General features: G+C 67.1%; 19 protein-coding genes. 8 read left to right on the top strand and 11 right to left on the bottom strand.

Features of this window, described 5'->3' with window-relative positions:
* Positions 1-20 precede the first annotated feature (20 nt).
* From KNJ79_RS01470 to KNJ79_RS01455, 4 genes are all read right to left on the bottom strand, one after another.
* A complete protein-coding gene (locus KNJ79_RS01470) occupies positions 21-1,415 on the bottom strand; it encodes an efflux transporter outer membrane subunit (RefSeq protein ID WP_317152509.1) in 1,395 nt (464 codons plus the stop codon).
* Entirely contained in the window at positions 1,412-4,606 is a 3,195-nt protein-coding gene (locus KNJ79_RS01465) for an efflux RND transporter permease subunit (RefSeq protein WP_317152508.1), read from the bottom strand. The genes KNJ79_RS01470 and KNJ79_RS01465 overlap by 4 nt, the downstream gene beginning before the upstream one ends.
* 6 nt (positions 4,607-4,612) lie before the next feature.
* A complete protein-coding gene (locus tag KNJ79_RS01460; protein WP_317152507.1) occupies positions 4,613-5,788 on the bottom strand; it encodes an efflux RND transporter periplasmic adaptor subunit in 1,176 nt (391 codons plus the stop codon).
* A gap of 116 nt (positions 5,789-5,904) precedes the next feature.
* Complete coding sequence (locus KNJ79_RS01455; protein ID WP_089216580.1) at positions 5,905-6,792, bottom strand: LysR family transcriptional regulator; 888 nt, start codon at positions 6,790-6,792, stop codon at positions 5,905-5,907.
* A 230-nt stretch (positions 6,793-7,022) separates the two neighbouring features.
* Between KNJ79_RS01455 and KNJ79_RS01450 the strand changes: the two genes are divergently transcribed.
* From KNJ79_RS01450 to mmsB, 8 genes are all read left to right on the top strand, one after another.
* Positions 7,023-8,516: a CoA-acylating methylmalonate-semialdehyde dehydrogenase gene (locus tag KNJ79_RS01450; protein WP_317152506.1), complete on the top strand. Its 1,494-nt coding sequence runs from the start codon at positions 7,023-7,025 to the stop codon at positions 8,514-8,516.
* 195 nt (positions 8,517-8,711) lie between these two features.
* Positions 8,712-9,236, top strand: coding sequence for a hypothetical protein (locus KNJ79_RS01445; RefSeq protein WP_317152505.1), 525 nt, complete (start codon positions 8,712-8,714; stop codon positions 9,234-9,236).
* A gap of 29 nt (positions 9,237-9,265) precedes the next feature.
* The gene (locus KNJ79_RS01440; protein WP_089216577.1) at positions 9,266-9,571 is read left to right on the top strand and encodes an I78 family peptidase inhibitor; all 306 of its coding nucleotides are present in this window, start codon (positions 9,266-9,268) and stop codon (positions 9,569-9,571) included.
* Complete coding sequence (locus KNJ79_RS01435; RefSeq protein WP_245836797.1) at positions 9,564-9,959, top strand: RidA family protein; 396 nt, start codon at positions 9,564-9,566, stop codon at positions 9,957-9,959. The genes KNJ79_RS01440 and KNJ79_RS01435 overlap by 8 nt, the downstream gene beginning before the upstream one ends.
* Positions 9,956-11,125, top strand: a complete 1,170-nt coding sequence (locus KNJ79_RS01430) for an acyl-CoA dehydrogenase family protein (protein ID WP_089216575.1) — start codon at positions 9,956-9,958, stop codon at positions 11,123-11,125. Before KNJ79_RS01435 ends, KNJ79_RS01430 begins: the two co-directional genes overlap by 4 nt.
* A gap of 133 nt (positions 11,126-11,258) precedes the next feature.
* Positions 11,259-12,305 (top strand): enoyl-CoA hydratase/isomerase family protein, encoded by a 1,047-nt coding sequence (locus KNJ79_RS01425; RefSeq protein ID WP_317152504.1) that lies wholly within the window; start codon positions 11,259-11,261, stop codon positions 12,303-12,305.
* Between the two features lie 107 nt (positions 12,306-12,412).
* Positions 12,413-13,195, top strand: a complete 783-nt coding sequence (locus tag KNJ79_RS01420) for an enoyl-CoA hydratase-related protein (protein WP_317152503.1) — start codon at positions 12,413-12,415, stop codon at positions 13,193-13,195.
* A 122-nt stretch (positions 13,196-13,317) separates the two neighbouring features.
* Positions 13,318-14,193: a 3-hydroxyisobutyrate dehydrogenase gene (mmsB, locus tag KNJ79_RS01415; RefSeq protein ID WP_317152502.1), complete on the top strand. Its 876-nt coding sequence runs from the start codon at positions 13,318-13,320 to the stop codon at positions 14,191-14,193.
* Between the two features lie 164 nt (positions 14,194-14,357).
* Here mmsB and KNJ79_RS01410 read toward each other — a convergent pair whose 3' ends face one another.
* From KNJ79_RS01410 to KNJ79_RS01380, 7 genes are all read right to left on the bottom strand, one after another.
* The gene (locus KNJ79_RS01410; protein ID WP_317152501.1) at positions 14,358-14,591 is read right to left on the bottom strand and encodes a hypothetical protein; all 234 of its coding nucleotides are present in this window, start codon (positions 14,589-14,591) and stop codon (positions 14,358-14,360) included.
* Between the two features lie 152 nt (positions 14,592-14,743).
* Positions 14,744-16,777, bottom strand: a complete 2,034-nt coding sequence (locus KNJ79_RS01405; protein WP_317152500.1) for a 3-hydroxyacyl-CoA dehydrogenase NAD-binding domain-containing protein — start codon at positions 16,775-16,777, stop codon at positions 14,744-14,746.
* Positions 16,778-16,801: 24 nt separating this feature from the next.
* The gene (locus KNJ79_RS01400; protein ID WP_317152499.1) at positions 16,802-18,004 is read right to left on the bottom strand and encodes a serine hydrolase domain-containing protein; all 1,203 of its coding nucleotides are present in this window, start codon (positions 18,002-18,004) and stop codon (positions 16,802-16,804) included.
* 107 nt (positions 18,005-18,111) lie between these two features.
* Positions 18,112-18,915 carry an SDR family NAD(P)-dependent oxidoreductase gene (locus KNJ79_RS01395; RefSeq protein ID WP_317153972.1) on the bottom strand — a complete coding sequence of 268 codons (804 nt, stop codon included), beginning with the start codon at positions 18,913-18,915 and terminating at the stop codon, positions 18,112-18,114.
* On the bottom strand, positions 18,915-19,691 hold the full coding sequence (locus KNJ79_RS01390) for an SDR family NAD(P)-dependent oxidoreductase (RefSeq protein ID WP_317152498.1): 777 nt from the start codon (positions 19,689-19,691) through the stop codon (positions 18,915-18,917). Before KNJ79_RS01390 ends, KNJ79_RS01395 begins: the two co-directional genes overlap by 1 nt.
* Positions 19,688-20,755 carry a phosphotransferase family protein gene (locus tag KNJ79_RS01385; RefSeq protein ID WP_317152497.1) on the bottom strand — a complete coding sequence of 356 codons (1,068 nt, stop codon included), beginning with the start codon at positions 20,753-20,755 and terminating at the stop codon, positions 19,688-19,690. Before KNJ79_RS01385 ends, KNJ79_RS01390 begins: the two co-directional genes overlap by 4 nt.
* Positions 20,752-21,843 (bottom strand): Zn-dependent alcohol dehydrogenase, encoded by a 1,092-nt coding sequence (locus KNJ79_RS01380; RefSeq protein ID WP_317152496.1) that lies wholly within the window; start codon positions 21,841-21,843, stop codon positions 20,752-20,754. Before KNJ79_RS01380 ends, KNJ79_RS01385 begins: the two co-directional genes overlap by 4 nt.
* Positions 21,844-21,947 lie beyond the last annotated feature (104 nt).

Below are 21,947 nucleotides of genomic sequence, written 5' to 3'. Positions count from 1 at the left end.
CGCGAGGCGCAATCGACGCGCTACGGCTCGCCCGCGCTTCCCGCCTCGCTGTCGCCGCCGAGCGCGCGAAACAGGGCGATTCGCGTTTGCGCGAGCAGCAGGCGCGTCGCGACCTCGCTGCTGCGCGCGGTATAGAGGCTGCGCTGAACGACGAGGCTGGCGAGGAAGCTGTCGATCCCGCCCTTGTAGCGCGCCTCGGTCAGCGCCGCGCTGTCGGCGGCGGCCTCGCGATTCGCCGCCGCCGCGCGGACGCGCTCGGCGATCGTGCCCTGCACCGCGAGCGCGTCGGAAACCTCGCGAAAGGCGGTCTGAATCGCGCCTTCATAGCTCGCGAGCGCGGCGTCGCGCTGCGCCTCGCTCACCGCGACAGCAGCGCGGCGGCCGCCGAAATCGAAGATGCTCGCGCTCGCGTCGGCGCCTGCCGACCAGCCGAACGAGCCGCCGTCGAACAGGCTCGACAGCGCATCGCTCGCAACCCCGAGCAGGCCGGTCAGCGAAATCGTCGGGAACAGCCGCGCGCGCGCCGCGCCGATATCGGCATTGGCGGCGCGCAGTTGATATTCGGCTTCGATCACGTCGGGGCGGCGGAGCAGGATCTGCGAGCTGACTCCGGCGGGCGGCAGCGCGATTCCCGGCACCACTTCGTCGAGGCTCGCGGGCAGCAGCGCGCGATCGACGTCGCCGCCGACGAGCAGGCGGATCAGATTTTCGTCCTGCGCGATCGCGCTCGTCTGCACCGCGATCAGTTCCTCGGCGCTCGCGAGGATCTGCTCGGCTTGCCTCAGGTCGGTGCGCGGCGCGATGCCGCCCTCCAGCCGCGCCCTGGTCAGCCGCACGCTCTCGCGCGCATTGACGGCGGTATCCTGCGCAATCGCGAGCAGGTCGCGGTCGGCGCCATAGCTCGCCCATGCGTCGGCGAGGTCGGCAATCAGCGCGAGGCGCACCGTGCGCGCCGCCGCCTCGGTCGCAAGCGCACGACCCCGTTCGGCCTCGGTCGCATTGGCGAGCCGCCCGAACAGGTCGAGCTCGAAGCCGGTGACGCCGCCCTGCAGCGAAAAATCGGCGCTGCCGTCGCTGCTATTGCTGTCCGAATAGCCGGCGCCCGCGCTCGCGCCAATCGCGGGGAGTTGCGCCGCCCGGCTCACGCGCACCTGCGCGCGGGCCGCCGCGACATTGGCATAGGCGGCGCGCAGGTCGCGATTGTTCGCAAGCGCCGCCTCGATCAGCGCCTGCAACCGCGGATCGGTGAAGATCGCCTTGTAGGAGAGCAGCGGCAGCGCCGCCTCGCTCGCCGCCAGATAGGCGTCGCCGACCGGCCAGCTTGCGGGCACCGGCGGCGCCGGGAGCACCGTCTTCGGTGCGAGCGAACATCCGGCGAGGACGAGCGGCGTCAACAAAAGCAATGCGCGCCTCATGCCGGCACCTCCGCCGCATCGCCGCCGCGGCCGAAGCGCTGGCGGAGCGCCGCCAGCCCGTCGCGCACCCCGCGCCGCACAAGCACGAAGAAGAGCGGGATGAAGAAGATGGCGAGCAGGGTCGCGGTCAGCATCCCGCCGATCACCGAGGTGCCGATCGCGACACGGCTGTTCGCGCCCGCGCCGGTCGCGACCGCGAGCGGCAGCACGCCGAAGATGAAGGCAAAGCTCGTCATCAAAATCGGGCGCAGGCGGATCTTCGCCGCGGCGATCGCCGCCTCGATCACGCGCTTGCCCTTGCGTTCTTCCTGCTCGGCGAATTCGATCATCAGGATCGCATTCTTCGACGCGAGCCCCATCGTCGTCAAAAGCCCGATCTGCATATAGACGTCATTCTCCAGCCCGCGCAGCGTCACCGCGAGCACCGCGCCGACCAGCCCGAGCGGGATGACGAGCAGCACCGCGACCGGGATCGACCAGCTTTCGTAGAGCGCCGCGAGGCAGAGGAAGACGACGAGAAGCGACAGCGCATAGAGCAAGGGCGCCTGCCCCGACGACAGCCGTTCCTGATAGGAGGCGCCCGACCAGGCGACGCTGGTGCCCGGAATCTCGGCCGCCATCCGCTCCATTTCGTCCATCGCCTCGCCCGAACTTACGCCGGGCGCGGCCTGCCCCGAAATTTCGAACGCGGGCACCCCCTGAAAGCGCGAGGTGCTGCTCGGTGTCGTCGACCAGCCGATGTGCGAAAAGGCGGAGAAGGGCGACATGCCGCCGTCTGCCGAGCGCACATACCATTGCCCCAGGTCGTCGGGGCTCGCGCGATAGGGGGCGTCACCCTGCACATAGACGCGCTTGACGCGCCCCTTGTCGATGAAGTCGTTGACATAGCGCCCGCCCCACGCGGTCGACAGCGTCGTGTTGACGTCACTGTTCGACAACCCATAGGCGGTCAACCGCTGCGTATCGATGTCGATCTTCAGTGTCGCGACGTCGGGCAGGTCGCTGAGCCGCACCGAGGTCAGCTTGGGATTGGCGTTCGCCATCTCCAGCAACCGGTCGCGCGCCGCCACAAACTCGTCGCGCGATAGGCCGCTGCGGTTCTGCAGCTCCATCGTGAAGCCCGACGTGTCGCCGAGCCCGCGCACCGCGCCGGGAACGAGCGCGAAGATGTCGGCGTCGCGCAGCCCCGACAGCGCCTGCCGCGCGCGCTGCGCGATCGCGTCGGCGCTGTTCTCGGGACCGGGCCGGTCGTCCCAGTGAACGAGGTTGACATAACCCTGGCCGGTATTCTGCCCCGACGCGCCGCCGCCCCCGCCGCCGGCGATCAGGAACAGCGCTTGGGTGTTCGCCTTTTCCTGCGTCAGCAGATATTTCTCGATCGCGTCGCGCACCTCGAGCGTGCGCGCCTGCGTCGCGCCGGCAGGAAGGCGGAACTGGATCGCGACGCGCCCCTGATCCTCGTTGGGCAGGAAGCCGCTCGGCAAGCGCCAGAACAGCAGCACGAGCAGCGCGAGCGCGAGCGCATAGATGCCGAGGAACAGCCATTTGCGCTCGACGACCTTGGCGACGCTGCCCGCATAGCCCGCGCTCGCGCGCTCGAAGCGCGTGTTGAAGCCCTGTTTGGCGCGCTCATAGACGGTGTGGAGCCGCGGGAAGCGATGCGGGCCATCCGCCGCGGCCCCGTGCGCCTTCGGCTTGAGCAGCGTCGAGGTCAGCGCCGGGCTGAGGATCAGCGCGACGAGCACCGACAGCGCCATCGCCGAGACGATGGTGACCGAGAATTGGCGATAGATCACCCCGGTCGAACCGCCGAAAAAGGCCATCGGCAGGAACACCGCCGACAGCACGAGCCCGATCGCGACGAGCGCGACCTGCAATTCCTGCATCGACCGGATCGTCGCCTCGCGCGCGGTCATGCCGGGATTTTCTTCCATCAACCGCTCGACATTTTCGACGACGACGATCGCATCGTCGACGAGCAGGCCGATCGCGAGGACGAGCCCGAACAGGGTCAGCGTGTTGATGCTGAATCCCGCGATATAGAAGACGCCGAAAGTGCCGAGCAGCACCACCGGCACCGCGATCGCGGGGATCAAGGTCGCGCGCCAGCTTTGCAGGAACACGAACATGACGAGCACGACGAGCAGGATCGCCTCGAACAGCGCCTTTTGCACCTCGCTGACCGACAATTTGATGAAATTGGTCGAATCATTCGCATAGGCATAGTCGAGCCCCTCGGGCATCGTCTGCGCCAGCTCGTCCATCCGCGCCTTGACCAGTTCGGCGGTTTTCAGCGCGTCGGCGCCGGGCGACAGCGAAATCGCCATGCCCGCGCCCGGATGGCCGTTGACGCGGGTGATGACGGCATAGCTTTCGGCGCCGATCTCGACCCGCGCGACATCCTTGATCCGCACCGTCGATCCGTCGGACAGCGTCTTGAGCACGATATTCTCGAACTCTTCGGGGGTCTGGAGCCGCGATTGCGCGGTGACCGTCGCGTTGAGCATCTGGCCTTCGGGCGCGGGCAGGCCGCCGACGTCGCCCGCCGCGATCTCGCTATTCTGCGCATTGATCGCATTAATCACGTCGCCGGGCATCAGCGACACCGCGGCCAGCCGCTGCGGGTTGAGCCAGATGCGCATCGCGTGCGGCGACCCGAAGACATTGACGTCGCCGACCCCGTCGACGCGCGACAGCGGGTCCTGGATGTTCGAGGTCAGATAGTCGGACACATCCTGGTTCGACCGCGTGTCGGTGGTGTCGAACACCGCGACGAGCAGCAGCGAGTCCGAATTCGACTTGGTGACGCGCACGCCCTGGCTCTGCACCTGCTGCGGCAGGCGCGAGATCGCCGACTGGATCTGGTTCTGCACCTGCACCTGCGCGATGTCGGGGTCGGTCCCCTTGGCGAAGATGACGCTGATGCTCGCCTGCCCGCGCGAGCTCGACTGCGAGCTGAAATAGAGCAGGCCGTCGATCCCGGTGAGCTGCTGTTCGAGCACCTGCGTGACGCTGTTCTCGATCGTCTCGGCCGACGCGCCGGGATAGTTGGCGCGGATATTGACCTGCACCGGGGCGATGTCGGGATATTGCGCGATCGGCAGCGAAAACAGCGCGCCGAGCCCGCCGAGCATGACGATGATCGCCAGCACCCATGCAAAGATCGGCCGGTTGATGAAGATGCGCGACATCGGCCGCTACTCGCCCTTCGCCGCTTTGCCGCCCGCCGCCCCCACCTTCTGCGCGCTCGCCGCCGGCACGGGCCTGACCGCCGCGCCGCTGCGCAAATTGCCGAGCCCCTGCGTGATGACGCGCTCGCCCGGCTTCAGCCCCGACGAGACGACCCAGTTCGCCCCCGCGGTGCGCGTCGTGACGATCTTGCGCCGCTGCGCCTTATTGTCCTTGCCCACCACATAAACGAAGGCGCTGCCATCGAAGTCGCGCTGCACCGCCGGCTGCGGGACAAGCATCGCGTCGGGCTCGACCGCCTGTTCGAACAGTGCGGTGACGAACATGCCCGGCAGCAGCACCCCGTTCGGATTGGGAAAGCGCGCGCGCAAGGTCACCGTCCCCGTCGCCTCGTTCACCGTCACCTCGGAAAATTCGACCGTGCCGGGCAGCGCATAGTCGCTGCCGTCCTCGAGCCGCAGCCGCACCGCGGTGCTTCCGGGCTGCGTTCTGCCGTTCGCGAGCGAGCGGCGCAGCGCGGTCAGTTCGGCCGCCGATTGCTGGATATCGACATAGATGGGGTCGAGCCGCTGCACGATCGCGAGCGGATCGGCCTGCGTCGCGCTGACGAGCGCGCCGGGGGTCGCGAGCGATCGGCCGATGCGCCCGCCGATCGGCGCGGTGATCGTGGTGTAGCGCAGGTTGATCCGCGCGGTATCGAGCGCAGCGGCATTTTGCGCGACCGCGGCGCGCGCGACGCGGGCGGCGGCGAGCGCGTCGGTATAGTCCTGCTCGGCGATCGCCTGCATCTTCGCGAGCGGTTCGTAGCGCTTCGCCTTCTCCTCGGCGCCCATGGCATTGGCCCTGGCGCTCGCCAGATTGGCTTCGGCCTCGGCGACCGCGGCGCGATAGAGGCTCGCGTCGATCTGGAACAAGGGCTGGCCGGCGCGCACGAAGCTGCCTTCGGTGAACAGCCGCTTGCGGATCAGCCCCGTCACCTGCGGCCGCACCTCGCTCGTCTCGAAGGCGACGGTGCGCCCGCCGAGTTCGCTCGCGATCGGCACCGCCGCGGCCGCAACCGTCACATAGCCGACTTCGGGGGTCTGAGGCCCGCCCTTGTCCGCATCGCCGTTCGCGCACGCGCCGAGCGTCAGCAACATCGCGCACAGGGCTCCGGTCAGGCGCGGCGGCCGCTTGCTGGGCATGGTCGATCCAACTCTTGTCGATCCCGGGGAGGGCGGAAGAGGGCTCTATTCAACGGATTGACCGGTCGCCGCAAGGAAAATGGGCGGCTTGCGACAAAGTGCGACAATTTCGTTTTTCAGCCCGGGACAAGCAGCGCGCGGCCTTTATGCACTTCGGCGTCGAGCCAGTCGATGAAGGCGCGAATGCGCGGCTGCGGCGCGACGTCGCGGTGGAGCGCGAGCCAGAAGCTGCGGCGGATCGTCTGCGAGGCGCGCACCCGTACCAGCGCCGGGTCGCCCGCGGCGAGGAAACAGGGGAGCACCCCGACCCCCGCACCGCCCGCGATCATCCGTCGCTGCGCAAGGATCGACGAGGATCGCACCCCCGCGCGCAATCCCGGCTCGATCTCGCCCAGATAGTCGAGTTCGGGGGCATAGAGGATGTCGGGAACATAGCCGACGATCGGGATCGCCGCGCGCGACAGCGCCGTCGCCTCGACTGCGCGCTGCCAGTCCAGCCGGTCGGCGGGCGCATAGAGGCCGAGGCTGTAGTCGGCGAGCTTGCGCGTGATGAGCGGGCCTTTGCGCGGCCGCGCGAGCAGCACCGCCATATCGGCCTCGCGCCGCGAAGGATTGAGGAAACCCGACGAGGCGACGAGGTCGATCTCGATTTCGGGATGCGCCGCAACGAAGCCCGCGAGCCGCGGCGCGACAAAATGGCCGCCGAAGCCTTCGGACACGCTGATCCGCAGCTGCCCCGACAGCGCCGCGCCGCCGTCGCCGCCCGCATGGATGCGCGCCGCGGCGGCCGCCATCGCCTCGGCATGCGGGACGAGCGCGCGCCCCGCCGCGGTGAGCAGGAATCCGGCCGGCGCGCGCTCGAACAGCGTCTGCTGCAACTCGGCCTCGAGCCCGCTGACGCGGCGGCTGACCGTGGTAGGGTCGACGTGCAGCGCCTGACCCGCGCGCGCAAGCGTGCCGTGCCGCGCGACCGACAGGAAATATTGCAGCTTGTCCCAGTCCATTGCCCTGCAAATATGCAGTATAAAGCTGCAAGTCTATCCCTTGCAAATAGGCCGCGATTGGGTTGAGAGACTATTTTGAAACAGCAATGACCTGAAGTCTCCGCCTCCCCGAGCGAAGACGAGGGGCTCGTTCGAGCGAAGCGAGAACCAGCGGCGGCGTTGCCTCGGCTTCGCTCGGCACGGCCCCTCGTCTTCGCTCGGGGAAGCGGGGTAGGGAAAGGAGTCCTTCGATGCGACAGATCGACCATTTCATCGTCGGCGGTGCCGGCCGGGCGGCGCGCAAGGGCGCAATCTTCGATCCCAACAATGGCGGCGTGCAGGCCGAGGTCGCGCTCGGCGATGCGGCGGTGCTGGACAAGGCGGTCGCCGCCGCAAAGGCGGCGCAGCCCGCGTGGGCCGCGGTCAATCCGCAGCGCCGCGCGCGCGTAATGTTCGAGTATAAGCGCCTCGTCGAAGCCAATATGGACGAGCTCGCCGCGCTGCTGTCGAGCGAGCATGGCAAGGTCATCGCCGACGCGAAGGGCGACATCCAGCGCGGCCTGGAGGTCGTCGAATTCTGCTGCGGCATCCCGCATGTGCTGAAGGGCGAATATACGATAGGCGCCGGCCCCGGCATCGACGTCTGGTCGATGCGGCAGCCGATCGGCATCGGCGTCGGCATCACCCCGTTCAACTTTCCCGCGATGATCCCGTTGTGGATGGGCGCGGTCGCAACCTCGGTCGGCAACGCCTTCATCCTGAAGCCCAGCGAGCGCGACCCGTCGGTTCCCGTCCGCCTCGCCGAACTGATGCTCGAAGCCGGTATGCCCGAAGGAATTTTCCAGGTCGTCCACGGCGACAAGGAGATGGTCGACGCGATCCTCGACCATCCCGACATCGGTGCGGTCAGCTTCGTCGGCTCGTCGGACATCGCGCATTATGTCTATGAGCGCGGCGTGCGCGCGGGCAAGCGCGTCCAGGCGATGGGCGGGGCCAAGAACCACGGCATCGTCATGCCCGACGCCGATCTCGACCAGGTGGTCAGCGACCTGACCGGCGCCGCCTTCGGTTCGGCGGGCGAACGCTGCATGGCGCTGCCGGTCGTCGTCCCGGTCGGCGAAGACACCGCCGAGCGGCTGCGCGACAAGCTGGTTCCCGCGATCGAGGCGCTGCGCGTCGGGGTCTCGACCGATGCCGAAGCGCATTACGGCCCGGTGGTGACCGCCGCGCACAAGCAAAAGGTCGAAGGCTGGATCGCCAAATGCGCCGAGGAAGGCGCCGAGCTGGTCGTCGACGGCCGCGGCTTTTCGCTCCAGGGGCATGAAGACGGCTTCTTCGTCGGCCCGACGCTCTTCGACCATGTCACCCCCGACATGGAAAGCTACAGGGAAGAAATCTTCGGCCCCGTGCTCCAGATCGTCCGCGCGCCCGATTTCGAAACCGCGCTCGAACTGCCCTCGAAGCATCAATATGGCAATGGCGTCGCGATCTTCACGCGCAACGGCCACGCCGCGCGCGAATTCGCCGCGCGGGTCAACGTCGGCATGGTCGGCATCAACGTGCCGATCCCGGTGCCCGTCGCCTATCACAGCTTCGGCGGCTGGAAGCGCTCGGCGTTCGGCGACACCAATCAGCACGGCATGGAAGGCGTCAAATTCTGGACCAAGGTAAAGACGGTCACCGCGCGCTGGCCCGACGGGTCGCCGGACGGCGGCAACGCCTTCGTCATCCCGACGATGGGCTGAGCGGGCGCGCGCCATGAAACCGCGTCCGGCCATCGGGCATTTCTCCTGCGAAGGAGACAAAGGATGAACAGTCACACCGACGCCGCTTCAACAAAGCCCCTCCCCTTCAGGAGAGGGATTGGGGTGGGGCCCCGAAACCTTGTGCAAGGCCGATGGGCCCCACCCCCAACCCCTCCCCTGAAGGGGAGGGGCTTAATGTTGGCCACAATCTTGCTTCTGGCCGCGTGCGGCGGCGGCCATGACGAGAAGCAGGAAACGGCACCCGAAAACACCTCCATCCCCGGCGAACCCGCAAGCGCGGTTCCCGCCGAGGGGGCGCCCGCCGACGCCGACCTTTCCTACACGCCCGACGCGTCGGCGAAGCCGCCCGCGAAGCCCGATGCCGGCATCGGCACCGGCGACAAGGCGATCCCCGCCGCGATCCAGGGGCGCTGGGCGCTCAAGGAAGAGGATTGCACCGCGCGCCCCGGCACCGACCTCACCGCGCTGGTGATCGACGCAAAGACGCTGCGTTTCTTCGAATCGGCGGGCGACCTTGCGCATGTCCGCGAGCGCGGCGCGAACCGCATCGTCGCCGATTACAAGTTCAGCGGCGAAGGCGAGACATGGGACCGGCTGATGCTGCTCGGCCTCGCCGACGGCGGCAAGACGCTCGTGCGCCGCGATTATGGCGAGGGTGCCGCCGCCGAGCCGCTGCGCTATAGGCGGTGCGTCGCCTGAGGGGCGGCAGGAAGAAAGGGAGATAGACGATGGATATTCGCTTGCTGACGATCGCCGCCGCCCTGCCGCTGGCCGCCTGTGCGGCGCCCGGCGAATCGCCCGGCGACATGGGACCGCCGCCGCCCGCCGAAATGACGTGCAACGCCGATGCGGTGCAAAGCCATGTCGGGCAGACCGCGACCCCCGATCTCGGCGCGGCGATCCTGAAAGAATCGGGCGCGCGCACCCTGCGCTGGGGCCCGCCGCGCTCGGCGATGACGATGGACTATCGCCAGGACCGGCTGAACATCTTCTATGACGACGCCTATAAAATCGAGAAAATCACCTGTGGCTGACCGCCGCAATCACGCCTCCGCATCGCCCTATGAACCCGTTTTCGGCTACAGCCGGGCGGTGCGGATCGGCGAGCGGATCATTGTCGGCGGAACCGCGCCGATCGAGCCCGACGGTTCGTCGACCGCCGGCGACGCGGGGGTGCAGGCGGCTCGCTGCCTGACGATCATAGCGGAGGCGCTCGCCGCGCTCGGCGGCTCGCCCGCCGACGTGGTGCGCACGCGCATGTTCATCACCGACCCCGCCGACGCCGACCTCGTCGGCCGCGCGCACGGGGCTGTGTTCGGCGATGTCCGGCCCGCGGCCACGATGGCCGTCGTCGCGGGCCTGCTGCGCCCCGAATGGAAAGTCGAAATCGAGGCCGAGGCCATAATAGAGACAGGGAAATGACCGACCAGTTCCAGCTGACCGACGACCAGCGCGCCATTCAGGAGATGGCGCGCAAGTTCACCGCCGATGCGATCACGCCGCACGCCGCCGAATGGGATGAAAAGCAGATATTCCCGCGCGATGTGATCAAGGCGGCCGCCGAGCTGGGCTTCGCCGCTATCTATGTCAGCGAGGAATCGGGCGGCATCGGCCTCGGCCGGCTCGAAGCCGCGCTGATCATGGAGGCGATGGCCTATGGCTGCCCCGCGACCAGCGCCTTCGTCTCGATCCACAATATGGCGAGCTGGATGATCGACCGTTTCGGCGGCGACGCGGTCAAGGCGAAGTTCCTGCCCGGCCTCGTCACGATGGACCAGATGGCGAGCTATTGCCTCACCGAGCCGGGTTCAGGCTCCGATGCCGCGGCATTGAAGACGACGGCGAAGCTGGAGGGCGACCCCGGATCGGGGTCCGGGGCAGGCCATTATGTCGTCAACGGCACCAAGCAGTTCATTTCGGGCGCCGGGGTCAACGACCTCTATGTGACGATGGTCCGCACCGGCGAGCCGGGACCGAAGGGCATTTCGTGCCTCGTCATCGAAAAGGACATGCCGGGGGTCAGCTTCGGCGCCAAGGAGCGCAAGCTCGGCTGGAACGCCTCCCCCACCGCGCAGGTGATCTTCGACAATGTGAAGGTGCCGGTCGAAAACCGCGTCGGCGCCGAGGGCGACGGCTTCCGCTTCGCGATGGCGGGGCTCGACGGGGGCCGGCTCAACATCGGCGCCTGTTCCTTGGGCGGCGCGCAGCGCTGCCTCGACGAAGCGATTGCCTATACGAAGGACCGCCAGCAGTTCGGACAGCCGATTTCGGATTTCCAGAACACCCAGTTCATGCTCGCCGACATGGCGACCGACCTCGAAGCCGCGCGCGCGCTGCTTTACATGGCGGCAGCGAAGGTCACCGCGAATGCCCCCGACAAGTCGCGCTTCTCGGCGATGGCGAAGCGGCTCGCGACCGACAATGGCAGCAAGATCGTCAACGACGCGCTCCAGCTGTTCGGCGGCTATGGCTATCTGAAGGATTATCCGATCGAGCGCTTCTGGCGCGACCTGCGCGTCCATTCGATCCTCGAAGGGACGAACCAGGTGATGCGGATGATCGTGGGAAGGGACCTGCTGCGCCAATGATGAAGATAACGATGCTTCGAGACGCCGCTTCGACAGGCTCAGCGGCTCCTCAGCACAAACGGATTTTATTTTTCGCCGTTCGTCCCGAGGAGGGGCTGAGCCTGGCGAAGACCCGTCTCGAAGGACCTGCTGCATGACCGAAGACGTCATCATCGCGAAAGAAGGCCGCATCGGCCGCATCGCGCTCAACCGCCCCAAGGCGATCCACGCATTGAACCTCGCAATGTGTCGGGCGATGATCGACGCACTCGTCGCGTGGCGCGATGATGCCGCCGTCGAAGCCGTCATTATCGAGCATAGCGAGGGCCGCGGCTTCTGCGCCGGCGGCGACATCCGCATGTTGGCAGAGAGCGGCGCGAAGGACGGCGTGGAAGCGCGCGCCTTTTTCCACACCGAATATCGCCTCAACCACCTGCTCTTCACTTATGCAAAGCCCGTCGTCGCCTTCATGGACGGCATCACCATGGGCGGCGGGGTCGGCATTTCGCAGCCCGCAAAATATCGCGTCGCGACCGAGCATACGCGCTTCGCAATGCCCGAGACGGGGATCGGCCTCTTCCCCGACGTCGGCGGCGGCTGGTATCTGCCGCGGCTCGAAGGGCGCGTCGGCCAATATCTCGCGCTCACCGGCGCGCGGCTCGACGGCGCCGAATGTTTGGCGCTCGGCATCGCCACCCATTATCTGCCGTCCGAAAAGCTCGCCGAGGCGAAGGCGCGCATCGCCGCGCACCCCGACCGCATCGGCGGTATCCTGGGCGAGCTCTCTATCACTGCGCCGCATGCGGCGGTGATGGACCATCTCGACAAGATCAACCGCCTGTTCGCGAGCGACCGCTACGAGGACATCCTCGCCGCGCTCGAGGCCGACGGATCGGACTGGGCGCAAAAGGAGCGCGACACGCTCGGCACCAAATCGCCGCAGACGTGCAAGGTCGCGCTGCGGCAGCTGAAGGAAGGCGCGGCGATGCCCGACTTCGCCGCCGAGATGGCCCAGGAATATGCGATCGGCGCGCGCGTCGTCCAGATGCACGACTTCCTCGAAGGCGTGCGCGCGCTGATCGTCGACAAGGACAATAGTCCCAAATGGGACCCGCCAACCCCCGAGGCGGTCAGCGACGCGTGGATCGACGCGATCTTCGCGCCGCTGCCCGATGAGGAGAAATGGACCCCGCTACCCTAATTTCGTCACCCCGGACTTGATCCGGGGTCCAGTCAGCCTCGCCGGAATGGATGCCGGTCCTGAGCCCGTCGAAGGGCCGGCATGACGGCCATCAGGAGAACATCAGAATGACCTACGATACCCTCCTCGTCGAACAGCGCGGCGCCGTCACGCTCGTCATGCTCAACCGCCCGCAGGCGCTCAACGCGCTCAATTCGGGTGTGCTCGACGACCTGATCGCCGCCTTCGCCGCCTTCGAGGCCGACGACAGCCAACGCTGCGCGGTGCTCACCGGTTCGGGCGACAAGGCGTTCGCCGCGGGCGCCGACATCAAGGAAATGGCCGACAAACCCGCCGCCGATTTCTACCTCGAGGATTTCTTCTCGAAATGGACGAGCGACTTCGTGAAGAAGGTTCGCAAGCCGTGGATCGCCGCGGTGAACGGCTTCGCGCTCGGCGGCGGCTGCGAACTCGCGATGATGGCCGATTTCATCATCGCGTCGGAAAAGGCGAAGTTCGGCCAGCCCGAAATCAAGCTCGGCGTCGCCCCCGGCATGGGCGGCTCGCAGCGCCTCACCCGCGCGGTCGGCAAGGCCAAGGCGATGGAAATGTGCCTCACCGGCCGGATGATGGACGCCGAAGAGGCCGAGCGCTCAGGCCTTGTCGCGCGGGTGGTGGCGCATGAAAGCCTCGTCGACGAAGCGGTGAAGACCGCGACGGTGATCGCCGCGATGCCCCCGATGGCGGCGATGGTGAACAAGGACATGGTCAACGCCGCGTTCGAAACGACGCTCGACCAGGGTCTGATCTACGAACGCCGCCTGTTTCAGATCCTCGCCGCGACCGAGGACAAGGCCGAGGGCATGGCCGCCTTCATCGAAAAGCGCGAAGGCGTGTGGAAGGGGCGGTGATTTCAGTCCCCCCTCCCGCTTGCGGGAGGGGCTAGGGGAGGGCGTGTTCGTTTTCCCGGCAATGTGCAATATACGGGACAGGCCCTCCCCCGGCCCCTCCCGCAAGCGGGAGGGGAGCAGATATGAAAATCGCATTCATCGGACTCGGCAATATGGGCGGCGGCATGGCCGCGAACCTCGCGAAGGCGGGGCATGACGTCCGCGCCTTCGACCTCAGCGAAGAGGCGCTGGCGCGCGCGGTCGAAGCCGGCTGCCAGCGCACCTCGTCGGCGGCCGAAGCGGTGACCGGCGCCGAGGCTGTCGTCACCATGCTCCCCGCGGGCAAGCATGTCGCGGGCGTTTATGAAGCCGACGTCTTCCCCAATGCCGCGCCCGGCACCTTGCTGCTCGATTGCTCGACGATCGACGTCGCCACCGCGCGCGCCAATATCGAAGCTGCGACGGCGAAGGGCCTCGTCGCGGTCGATGCACCGGTTTCGGGCGGCATCGCCGCCGCCAACGCGGGCACCCTGACCTTCATGGTCGGCGGCACCGGCGGCGCCTTTGCGCGGAGCGAGCCGATCCTCGGCGCGATGGGCAAGGCGGTGATCCATGCGGGCGATGCGGGCGCAGGACAGGCGGCGAAGATCTGCAACAACATGCTGCTCGGCGCGTCGATGATCGCGACGTGCGAAAGCCTTGCGCTCGCGCAGAAGCTGGGGCTCGACCCGCAGAAATTCTTCGACATCGCGAGCGTGTCGTCGGGGCAATGCTGGTCGCTGACCAGCTATGCGCCGCTCCCCGGCGTCGGCCCCACGACCCCCGCCGACAACGACTATCAGGGCGGGTTCGCCGCGGCGCTGATGCTCAAGGATCTGCGGCTCGCGATGGAAGCCGCAGCGAGCGTCGAGGCGCAAGTCCCGATGGGCAGCCGCGCGCGCGAGCTTTACGAAGCCTTCGTCGCTGCCGACGAGGGCGGCCATGACTTTTCGGCGATCATCCGGACGTTGCAGGCCTGAATGAGGGACCAGGCAAGGGCCGCCTCGAAATCTTCGTCATCCCGGACTTGATCCGGGATCCAGTTCCCCCCGTCGGCTCGAATGGATCCCGGATCAAGTCCGGGATGACGAGAGTGTTTGGATCGGCTCCAGCTCGAGAGTCGATATCGGCCGTCGTGGATCGTTCAATAAAAGTCCGCCGTCTCGCCGCCGTCGCGGCGCGTGGTGCGATGCACCTGCCGCGGCGCCTTGGCATCGCCGCTGCGGATTTCGAGCTTGCCGTTCACCCGCCGAACCTCGGCCGGCGCGACGATGCGCGCGCGGGCGACGCCGACCGCGCTCGGCTGCGGCGCCGGCGTGGCGGCCGGTGCGGCGGCGGCGAGCAGCATCAGGGCAGCGGCGAAGGGCATGGCGTCCATGCTCTGCCCTAACGGCGGGTCTTGCCAGTGCTTTAACCTTCAATCGCAACTTTTCGCCCGTGCCGGACGCAGGACGCCGACAAACGAAGGGCCGCCTGCCCCGCATCGGGACGAAATTAAGCCCCTCCCCTGAAGGGGAGGGGATATTGGGATCAGAACCCGGCTTTCGCCGCGGCCTTTTCCTTGAGCAGCGGCGCCACCTCGAAACCATGTTTTTCCAGCGCCGCGGCGATCTTGTCGGTGCCTTCGAGCCCCGCCCAGAACATCGGGCCGCCGCGATAGACCGGCCAGCCATAGCCATAGATCCACACGACGTCGATGTCGCTCGCGCGCTGCGCCTTGCCTTCCTCGAGGATCAGCGCGCCTTCGTTGACCATCGGATAAAGCGTGCGCTCGACGATTTCCTGGTCGCTGATCTCGCGCTTTTCGACCCCGGCCTTCTGGCGGAACTCCTCGATGATCTCGGCGACGCGCGGGCTTTCCGACGGGTTGCGCTTGTCATCGTAGTCGTAAAAGCCCGCCTGCTTCTTCTGGCCCCAGCGGCCCTCGGCGCATAGCGCGTCGCGGATGCTTTCGATCCGGTTCGGGTCGCGGTGCCAGCCGATGTCGACGCCCGCGAGGTCGCTCATCTGGAACGGCCCCATCGGCATGCCGAAATCGACATGCACCTTGTCGACCTGCGCCGGGGTCGCGCCTTCGAGCAGCAGCTTCTGCGCCTCGATCTGGCGCGGCGCGAGCATGCGGTTGCCGATGAAGCCGTGGCACACGCCCGCGACCACCGCGACCTTGCCGATCTTTTTGCCCGTAGCCATCGCGGTCGCGAGCACATCGTCGGCGGTCTTGTCGCCGCGCACGACCTCGAGCAGCTTCATCACATTCGCGGGCGAAAAGAAGTGCATGCCGAGCACGTCGCCGGGCCGGCTCGTCGATGCGGCGATTTCGTTGACGTCGAGATAGCTGGTGTTCGACGCGAGGATCGCGCCGGGCTTCGCAATCTTGTCGAGCTTGCCGAAAATCTCCTTCTTGACGTCCATATTCTCATAGACCGCCTCGATGATGAGGTCGCAATCGGCGAGCGCCTCCAGCTCGAGCGACGGTGTGATCAGCCCCATCATCGACTCGACCTGCTCGGGCTTGAAGCGGCCCTTTGCGGCGCTTGCATCATAATTTTTGCGCACGACGCCGAGCCCGCGGTCGAGCGCCTCCTGCTGCATCTCGACGATCGTGCATGGGATGCCCTTTTGCAGAAAGTTCATCATGATGCCGCCGCCCATCGTGCCGGCGCCGATGATGCCGACCTTCTTCACGTCGCGCAGCTTGATGTCCTTGGGCAGACCGTCGATCTTCGCGGCCTGGCGTTCGGCGAAGAAGATGTGGCGCTGCGCCGCCGACTGGCTGCCCATCATCAGCTTCATGAACTCCTGGCGCTCGAAGGCGAGGCCTTCGTCGAAGGGCAGGCGCGTCGCCGCCTCGACGCAGGCGAGGTTGGCATAGGGCGCCTCGAAGCCGCGCCAGCGCTTCGCGTTCGCGGTCTTGAGCTGCTCGATCGCGGCGACATCGCCGAACACCTCGCGCTCGCGCGTCGGGCGCGGGCCGTCGGCGATCCTGGCGCGCGCGAAAGCAATCGCGTCGGCGGCAAGGCTGTCCTCGCCCGCCAGTTCATCAACGAGGCCCATCTCCTTCGCCTTGGGCGCCGGAACGGGATCGCCGAGCGAGGTCATCGTCGCCGCGGCCTCGACCCCGACGACGCGCGGCAGGCGCTGCGTCCCGCCCGCGCCGGGAAGCAGGCCGAGCTTGACCTCGGGGACGCCGAGCTTCGCCGACGGCACCGCGATGCGATAGTGACAGACGAGCGCGGTCTCGAGCCCGCCGCCGAGCGCGGTGCCGTGGATCGCCGCGACCACGGGCTTGGGCGCCGCCTCGATCATGTTGAGCACCGCGTTGAAATCGGGCCCGCGCGGCGGCTTGCCGAATTCGCTGATGTCGGCGCCGGCGATGAAGGTCGCGCCGTCGCAGCGCAGCACGATCGCCTTGACGCCGTCATCGGCGAGCGCGGCCTCGAAATGGGTCTTCAGCCCTTCGCGAACGTGCCACGACAGCGCGTTGACCGGCGGATTGTTGACGATGATGACGGCGACCTCGCCATCCTTCTGCATCGTGACGGAGTTGGGGGTTTCATCGGACATGGGAAAGCTCCTTGGTCTGGGTAATCAGTCGTCGATCGCGGCGTGGACGAGGGTCTTGACCTCGCGCCGCACGGGATAGGTCGAAGAGGGCATCAGCTGGGTCATGAACACCATGCAGATCTCCTCGACCGGATCGACGAAGAAGCCGGTCGAGAACATGCCGCCCCAATAGAAATCGCCCGCCGAGCCCGGGATGCCCGCGCGCGCCGGATCGAGCGTGACCGCAAAGCCGAGCCCGAAGCCGACCCCCGCATTTTCATCCTCACTGAAAATGCCAACGCTATGCTGAGTCAAATCGCCGCCGCCGACGAGGTGGTTCGACGTCATCAGGTCGAGCGTCTTGCGGCTGACGATCCGCACATCGCCCAGCTTGCCGCCGCCGAGCAGCATCAGGCAGAAACGGTGATAGTCGGCAAGCGTCGAAACGAGCCCGCCGCCGCCCGAATGGAAACTGCGATCCTTCGCCCAGCGGCTGCGCGCGCCGCTGTCGAACGGCTTCATCTTCGCCTTGGGGTCGAAGGCATAGCAGTCGGTCAGGCGATGCTGCTCGCCGGCCGGCACCTTGAAGCCGGTGTCGACCATGCCGAGGGGTGCGAAGATGCGATCGTGCAGGACCTCAGCAAAGGGCTTGCCCTCGATCCGTTCGATCACCGCGCCGAGCACGTCGGTCGCCATCGAATAATTCCAGTGCGCGCCGGGGTCGAACTGGAGCGGAATCTTCGCGAGCGCCGCGATGAAGCTGTCCATCGTATAATCGGCGTCGAAATCGTCGATTTTCGTCTTGCGGTAAGCGGCGTCGACGGGGGTGCGTTCCTGAAAGCTGTAGGTCAGCCCCGCGGTATGGCGCAGCAGATCGACCATCAGGATCGGCCGCGCCGGCGGGCGGGTCAGAAAGGGGACATTGCCGCCGCCGGCGACGAACACGCCGGTTTCCCTGAATTCGGGGCAATATTTGACGAGCGGGTCGGACAGCGCGACCTTGCCCTCTTCGAGCAGCATCATGAAGGCGATGCCGGTAATCGGCTTGGTCATGCTCGCGATGCGGAAGATCGCATCCTCCTTCAGCGCCTCGCCCGGCCGCGCCTCGCCGATGCATGACAGATGCGCGATCTCACCGCGCCGCGACACCAAAGTCGCCGCATTGGGCAGGCGCCCGCTATCGACATATTTGGCGCCGAGGAAGGCGGGAATGCGGTCGAGCCGCGCGGTGTCGAATCCGTGGGTCATCAATGTGTTCCGGTCATGGCTGTCTTCGATGGGAAAAGCCTGTGCTCCCGCGAAGGCGGGGACACACGGCTATCGCAGGGTTGCTCGATGTCGAAAATCACCATCTCCTAATGCGACGTCTGGCCGAGCAGCTGGCGCGTCACCGGGTGCGAGCTGGTAAGGCCGCCGTCGACCGCGATCGCCTGGCCGTTGACATAGCTCGCCTGATCGCTCGCGAGGAACAGCGCGACATTGGCAAGCTCCTCGGGCTGCCCCGCGCGCTTCAGCGGATTGAGCTGGCCGATCTTGTGCGTCACGCCCTTTTCCTTCGCATAGTCGAAAGTCGGGCGCGTCATGCCGGTTTCGGTGAGGCCGGGGCAGATCGCGTTGACGCGGACATTGGCGGTCGTCATCTGCTGCGCCGCGGTCTTGGCAAGGTTTATCACGCCGGCCTTCGACGCCGAATAGGCGGCGGGACCCGCGCCCGAATTGAGCCCCGCGACGCTCGCGGTCAGCACGATGGCGCCGCCGCGCCCCTGGTCGACCATCGCCTTGCCCGCATGTTTCACCATCAGCGCGGGGCCGATCAGATTGACGCGCAGCGTTTCGGCCCAGCCCTCGGGCGTGATGTCGAAGATGCCGCCCATGTCGCCGATGATCCCGGCGTTGGCGAAGGCGATGTCGAGCCCGCCATAGGTGCCCTGCGCGGCCGCGACGAGCTTCGCGACATCGGCTTCGACCCCGGCGTCGATTTCGAGCGCGACGACCTCGCCGCCCGCGTCCTTCACCGCCGCCGCCGTGTCGTGTACCGCCGCCGTCTTGTCGCCGATGACGAGCCGCGCGCCCTCGGCGGCGAAGCGCAGCGCGCTCGCGCGGCCGATCCCCGAGCCGGCACCGGTAATGATCGCGATCTTGCCGTCCAATGCGCCCATCATGCGCCTCCCGAAATCGTGGCGCCGCCATCGCAGACGATGGTCTGGCCGGTTGTGAAAGCCCCCGCTTTCGACGCGAGGAAGACCGCGGCGCCCGCGATCTCGTGCGGCTCGCCGATGCGCTTGAGGCACGCGGCGGCGGTCGAGCGTTTGAGCGTCTCGGGATTTTCCCACAAGGCGCGCGCCATGTCGGTGCGGATCAGCCCCGGCGCGATGCAATTGACGCGCACGGCGCTTTCCCCGAACTCGACCGCGAAGTTGCGCGCCATCTGCATGTCGGCGGCCTTGGAGATGCAATAGGCGCCGATGATCGGCGATCCCTTCAGCCCGCCGATCGAGCTGATGATCGTGATCGCGCCGCCGCCCTGTGCGATCAGTTCGGGCGCGACCATCGAAATCAGCCAGTGGTTCGACAGGATATTATTGTCCATGATCTTGCGGAACTGCTCGTCGGCGATGCCGAGCCCCGGGCCGTAATAGGGGTTCGACGCGGCGTTGCAGACGAGCGTCGTGATCTTGCCGAAGGCGCGCCGCGTTTCGGCGACCAGATTTTGAAGATCCTCCTTCGAGGAAATGTTCGCCGCGACCGCGATCGCGGTGCCCCGCCCGTGTTTCGCGTTGATCGCCGCCGCGGTCGCGTCGCACGCATCCTGCTTGCGGCTCGAAATCACGACCTTCGCGCCCTGCTCGGCCATCGCTTCCGCAATGGCTTTGCCGATGCCGCGCGACGATCCGGTGATCAGCGCGACCTCGCCGCTCATATCGAAGAGATTCATGCGCCTGCCTTTCGTGCAAAATCCCATGCGCGCTGCGCGAGCGGCCGCACGCGTTCGGACATTTCCTTCGCATGCGCCGACGAGGCGGTGCCGTCGATCACGCGCTTCTTGATGCCCTGCATGATGCCCGCGAGGCGGAAGAAATTATAGGCGAAATACCAGTTCATGTCGGGCACGCTGTCGCGCCCCGTCGCGGCGCAATAGCGCTCGACCACCGCTTCAAGCTCGGGAATGCCGAGGGCCGCGCGGTCGAGGTCCATCACCCCCGAGCGTCCGCCATTCTCGGTCACCCACGCCATCGCGACATAGGTGAAGTCGGCGAGCGGGTCGCCCAGGGTCGACAGCTCCCAGTCGAGCACCGCGAGCACCTCTGCGCGGTCCTTTGCCCAGATCATATTGTCGATCCGATAGTCGCCGTGAACGACGCTGGTGCGCGTCTGTTCGGGCAGGGTCGCGGGCAGGAAGGCGATCAGCTGCTCCATCTCGTCCATCGTCTCGGTTTCGGAGAGCTTGTACTGCTTGGTCCAGCGGTCGACCTGGCGCCCGAAATAATTGCCCGGCTTGCCATAGTCCGCCAGCCCCGCCGCCTCGACGTCGACGCCGTGCAGCGCGGCGAGCGTGTCGATCATCGCGAAATAGGTCGCGCGGCGGTTTTCGGGGGTCGATCCCGGCATCGAGCCGTCCCAGATGGTGTGGCCGTCGACCATGTCCATCACATAGAACCAGCTGCCGACGACCTTCTCGTCGGTGCAGAGCCCATATTGGCGCGCGACCGGAAAGCCCATTTTGTGCAGGCCCGCCTGCACCTTATATTCGCGGTCGACCGCATGCGCCGAGGGCAGCAGCTTGCCGAACGGCTTGCGGCGCAGCACATAATTGCCCGACGGCGAGGCGATCCTGTAGGTCGGGTTCGACTGGCCGCCGGCGAACTTGCTCTGCGTCAGCGGCCCTCTGAAACCCTCGACATTCGCCTCCATCCACGCGGTCAGCTTCGCCTCGTCGAGGATGTCGGCGCCCTCGGGCGCGACGGTGCCCGAAAACAGCTTCTGCGCGTCGATGCTCATTGGTCGAATACGATCACCGACCGCGCGGAATCGCCCTTCTTCATCTTGTCGAAGCCCTCGTTGATCTTTTCGAGCGGGATCGTTTCGGCGACGATCGAGTCGAGGTCGAGCAGCCCGCGCAGGTAGAAATCGACGAGCCGCGGGATGTCGACCGGGAAGCGGTTGCCGCCCATGATCGCGCCCTGCAATTTCTTGCCCGAAAGCAGGTCCATCGCGCCGAGCCCGACCTTTTCGGCGAGCGGCATCATGCCGAGGATCGTCGCGGTGCCGCCGCGGCGCAGCGATGCGACCGCAAGGCTGGCCGAGGCCGGACGCCCCACAGCCTCGATCGCATGATCGACGCCGCCCCTGGTCATCTCGACGATCTGCTTCGCGGCATCGTCGGCGAGCGCATCGACGGTGTCGGTCGCGCCGAGCTTTTCGGCGAGCGCGCGCTTTTCCGGCACCGGGTCGGCGGCGATGATGCGCCCCGCGCCGGCGATTTTCGCAGCGTTGATCGTCGCGAGCCCGACGCCGCCGCAACCGACGACCGCGACCGTTTCGCCCGGCGTCAGCTTGCACGCGTTGAAGATCGTCCCCGCGCCGGTCGTCACCGCGCAGCCGATCACCGCCGCACGGTCGAGCGGCATGTCGGGGTCGATCGCGACGCACGCATGTTCGTGGACCAGCATCACTTCCGAAAAGGCGGAAAGGTTCAGCATCTGGTTGACCACGCTGCCGTCGGGGCGCGTGATGCGCGGCGGTTCGCCGGGCGCGCGCCGCGTGTCGCCGCCCATGCATAGCGACATGCGCCCGGTGACGCAGAACTCGCAGTGACCGCAAAAGGCCGAAAGGCAGGTGACGACCGCATCGCCGGGCTTCACCGTGCGCACTTCGCTTCCCACCGCCTCGACGATGCCCGCGGCCTCGTGGCCGGGAATGGCCGGAAGGGGATGCGGATAGGCGCCGTCGATGAAGTGGAGGTCCGAATGGCACAAGCCGCACGCGGCGGTGCGGATGCGCACCTCGTGCGGGCCGGGCTTGTCGACGACGACCTCTTCGACGAAGAGCGGCTTGCCGGGTTCGATCAGGACGGCGGCTTTGGTCATGATAATCTCCGTTCATCCCCCCTCCCGCTTGCGGGAGGGGTTAGGGGAAGGGATGTTGAATGCGAACCGGGACAGGCCCTCCCCCGGCCCCTCCCGCTGGCGGG

Source organism: Sphingopyxis indica, from assembly GCF_032879645.1.
Lineage (GTDB): Bacteria > Pseudomonadota > Alphaproteobacteria > Sphingomonadales > Sphingomonadaceae > Sphingopyxis > Sphingopyxis indica.
This window is presented reverse-complemented; position numbering and strand designations above follow the sequence as displayed.

Bases quoted from the DNA above. Each gene is read 5' to 3' on its own strand.
- KNJ79_RS01405 (WP_317152500.1), bottom strand. From the start codon at position 16,777: ATGTCCGATGAAACCCCCAACTCCGTCACGATGCAGAAGGATGGCGAG.
- KNJ79_RS01395 (WP_317153972.1), bottom strand. From the start codon at position 18,915: ATGGGCGCATTGGACGGCAAGATCGCGATCATTACCGGTGCCGGCTCG.
- KNJ79_RS01450 (WP_317152506.1), top strand. From the start codon at position 7,023: ATGCGACAGATCGACCATTTCATCGTCGGCGGTGCCGGCCGGGCGGCG.
- KNJ79_RS01400 (WP_317152499.1), bottom strand. From the start codon at position 18,004: ATGACCCACGGATTCGACACCGCGCGGCTCGACCGCATTCCCGCCTTC.
- KNJ79_RS01445 (WP_317152505.1), top strand. From the start codon at position 8,712: ATGTTGGCCACAATCTTGCTTCTGGCCGCGTGCGGCGGCGGCCATGAC.
- KNJ79_RS01380 (WP_317152496.1), bottom strand. From the start codon at position 21,843: ATGACCAAAGCCGCCGTCCTGATCGAACCCGGCAAGCCGCTCTTCGTC.
- KNJ79_RS01440 (WP_089216577.1), top strand. From the start codon at position 9,266: ATGGATATTCGCTTGCTGACGATCGCCGCCGCCCTGCCGCTGGCCGCC.
- KNJ79_RS01455 (WP_089216580.1), bottom strand. From the start codon at position 6,792: ATGGACTGGGACAAGCTGCAATATTTCCTGTCGGTCGCGCGGCACGGC.
- KNJ79_RS01465 (WP_317152508.1), bottom strand. From the start codon at position 4,606: ATGTCGCGCATCTTCATCAACCGGCCGATCTTTGCATGGGTGCTGGCG.
- KNJ79_RS01410 (WP_317152501.1), bottom strand. From the start codon at position 14,591: ATGGACGCCATGCCCTTCGCCGCTGCCCTGATGCTGCTCGCCGCCGCC.
- KNJ79_RS01420 (WP_317152503.1), top strand. From the start codon at position 12,413: ATGACCTACGATACCCTCCTCGTCGAACAGCGCGGCGCCGTCACGCTC.
- KNJ79_RS01390 (WP_317152498.1), bottom strand. From the start codon at position 19,691: ATGAATCTCTTCGATATGAGCGGCGAGGTCGCGCTGATCACCGGATCG.
- mmsB (WP_317152502.1), top strand. From the start codon at position 13,318: ATGAAAATCGCATTCATCGGACTCGGCAATATGGGCGGCGGCATGGCC.
- KNJ79_RS01385 (WP_317152497.1), bottom strand. From the start codon at position 20,755: ATGAGCATCGACGCGCAGAAGCTGTTTTCGGGCACCGTCGCGCCCGAG.
- KNJ79_RS01460 (WP_317152507.1), bottom strand. From the start codon at position 5,788: ATGCCCAGCAAGCGGCCGCCGCGCCTGACCGGAGCCCTGTGCGCGATG.
- KNJ79_RS01425 (WP_317152504.1), top strand. From the start codon at position 11,259: ATGACCGAAGACGTCATCATCGCGAAAGAAGGCCGCATCGGCCGCATC.
- KNJ79_RS01430 (WP_089216575.1), top strand. From the start codon at position 9,956: ATGACCGACCAGTTCCAGCTGACCGACGACCAGCGCGCCATTCAGGAG.
- KNJ79_RS01470 (WP_317152509.1), bottom strand. From the start codon at position 1,415: ATGAGGCGCGCATTGCTTTTGTTGACGCCGCTCGTCCTCGCCGGATGT.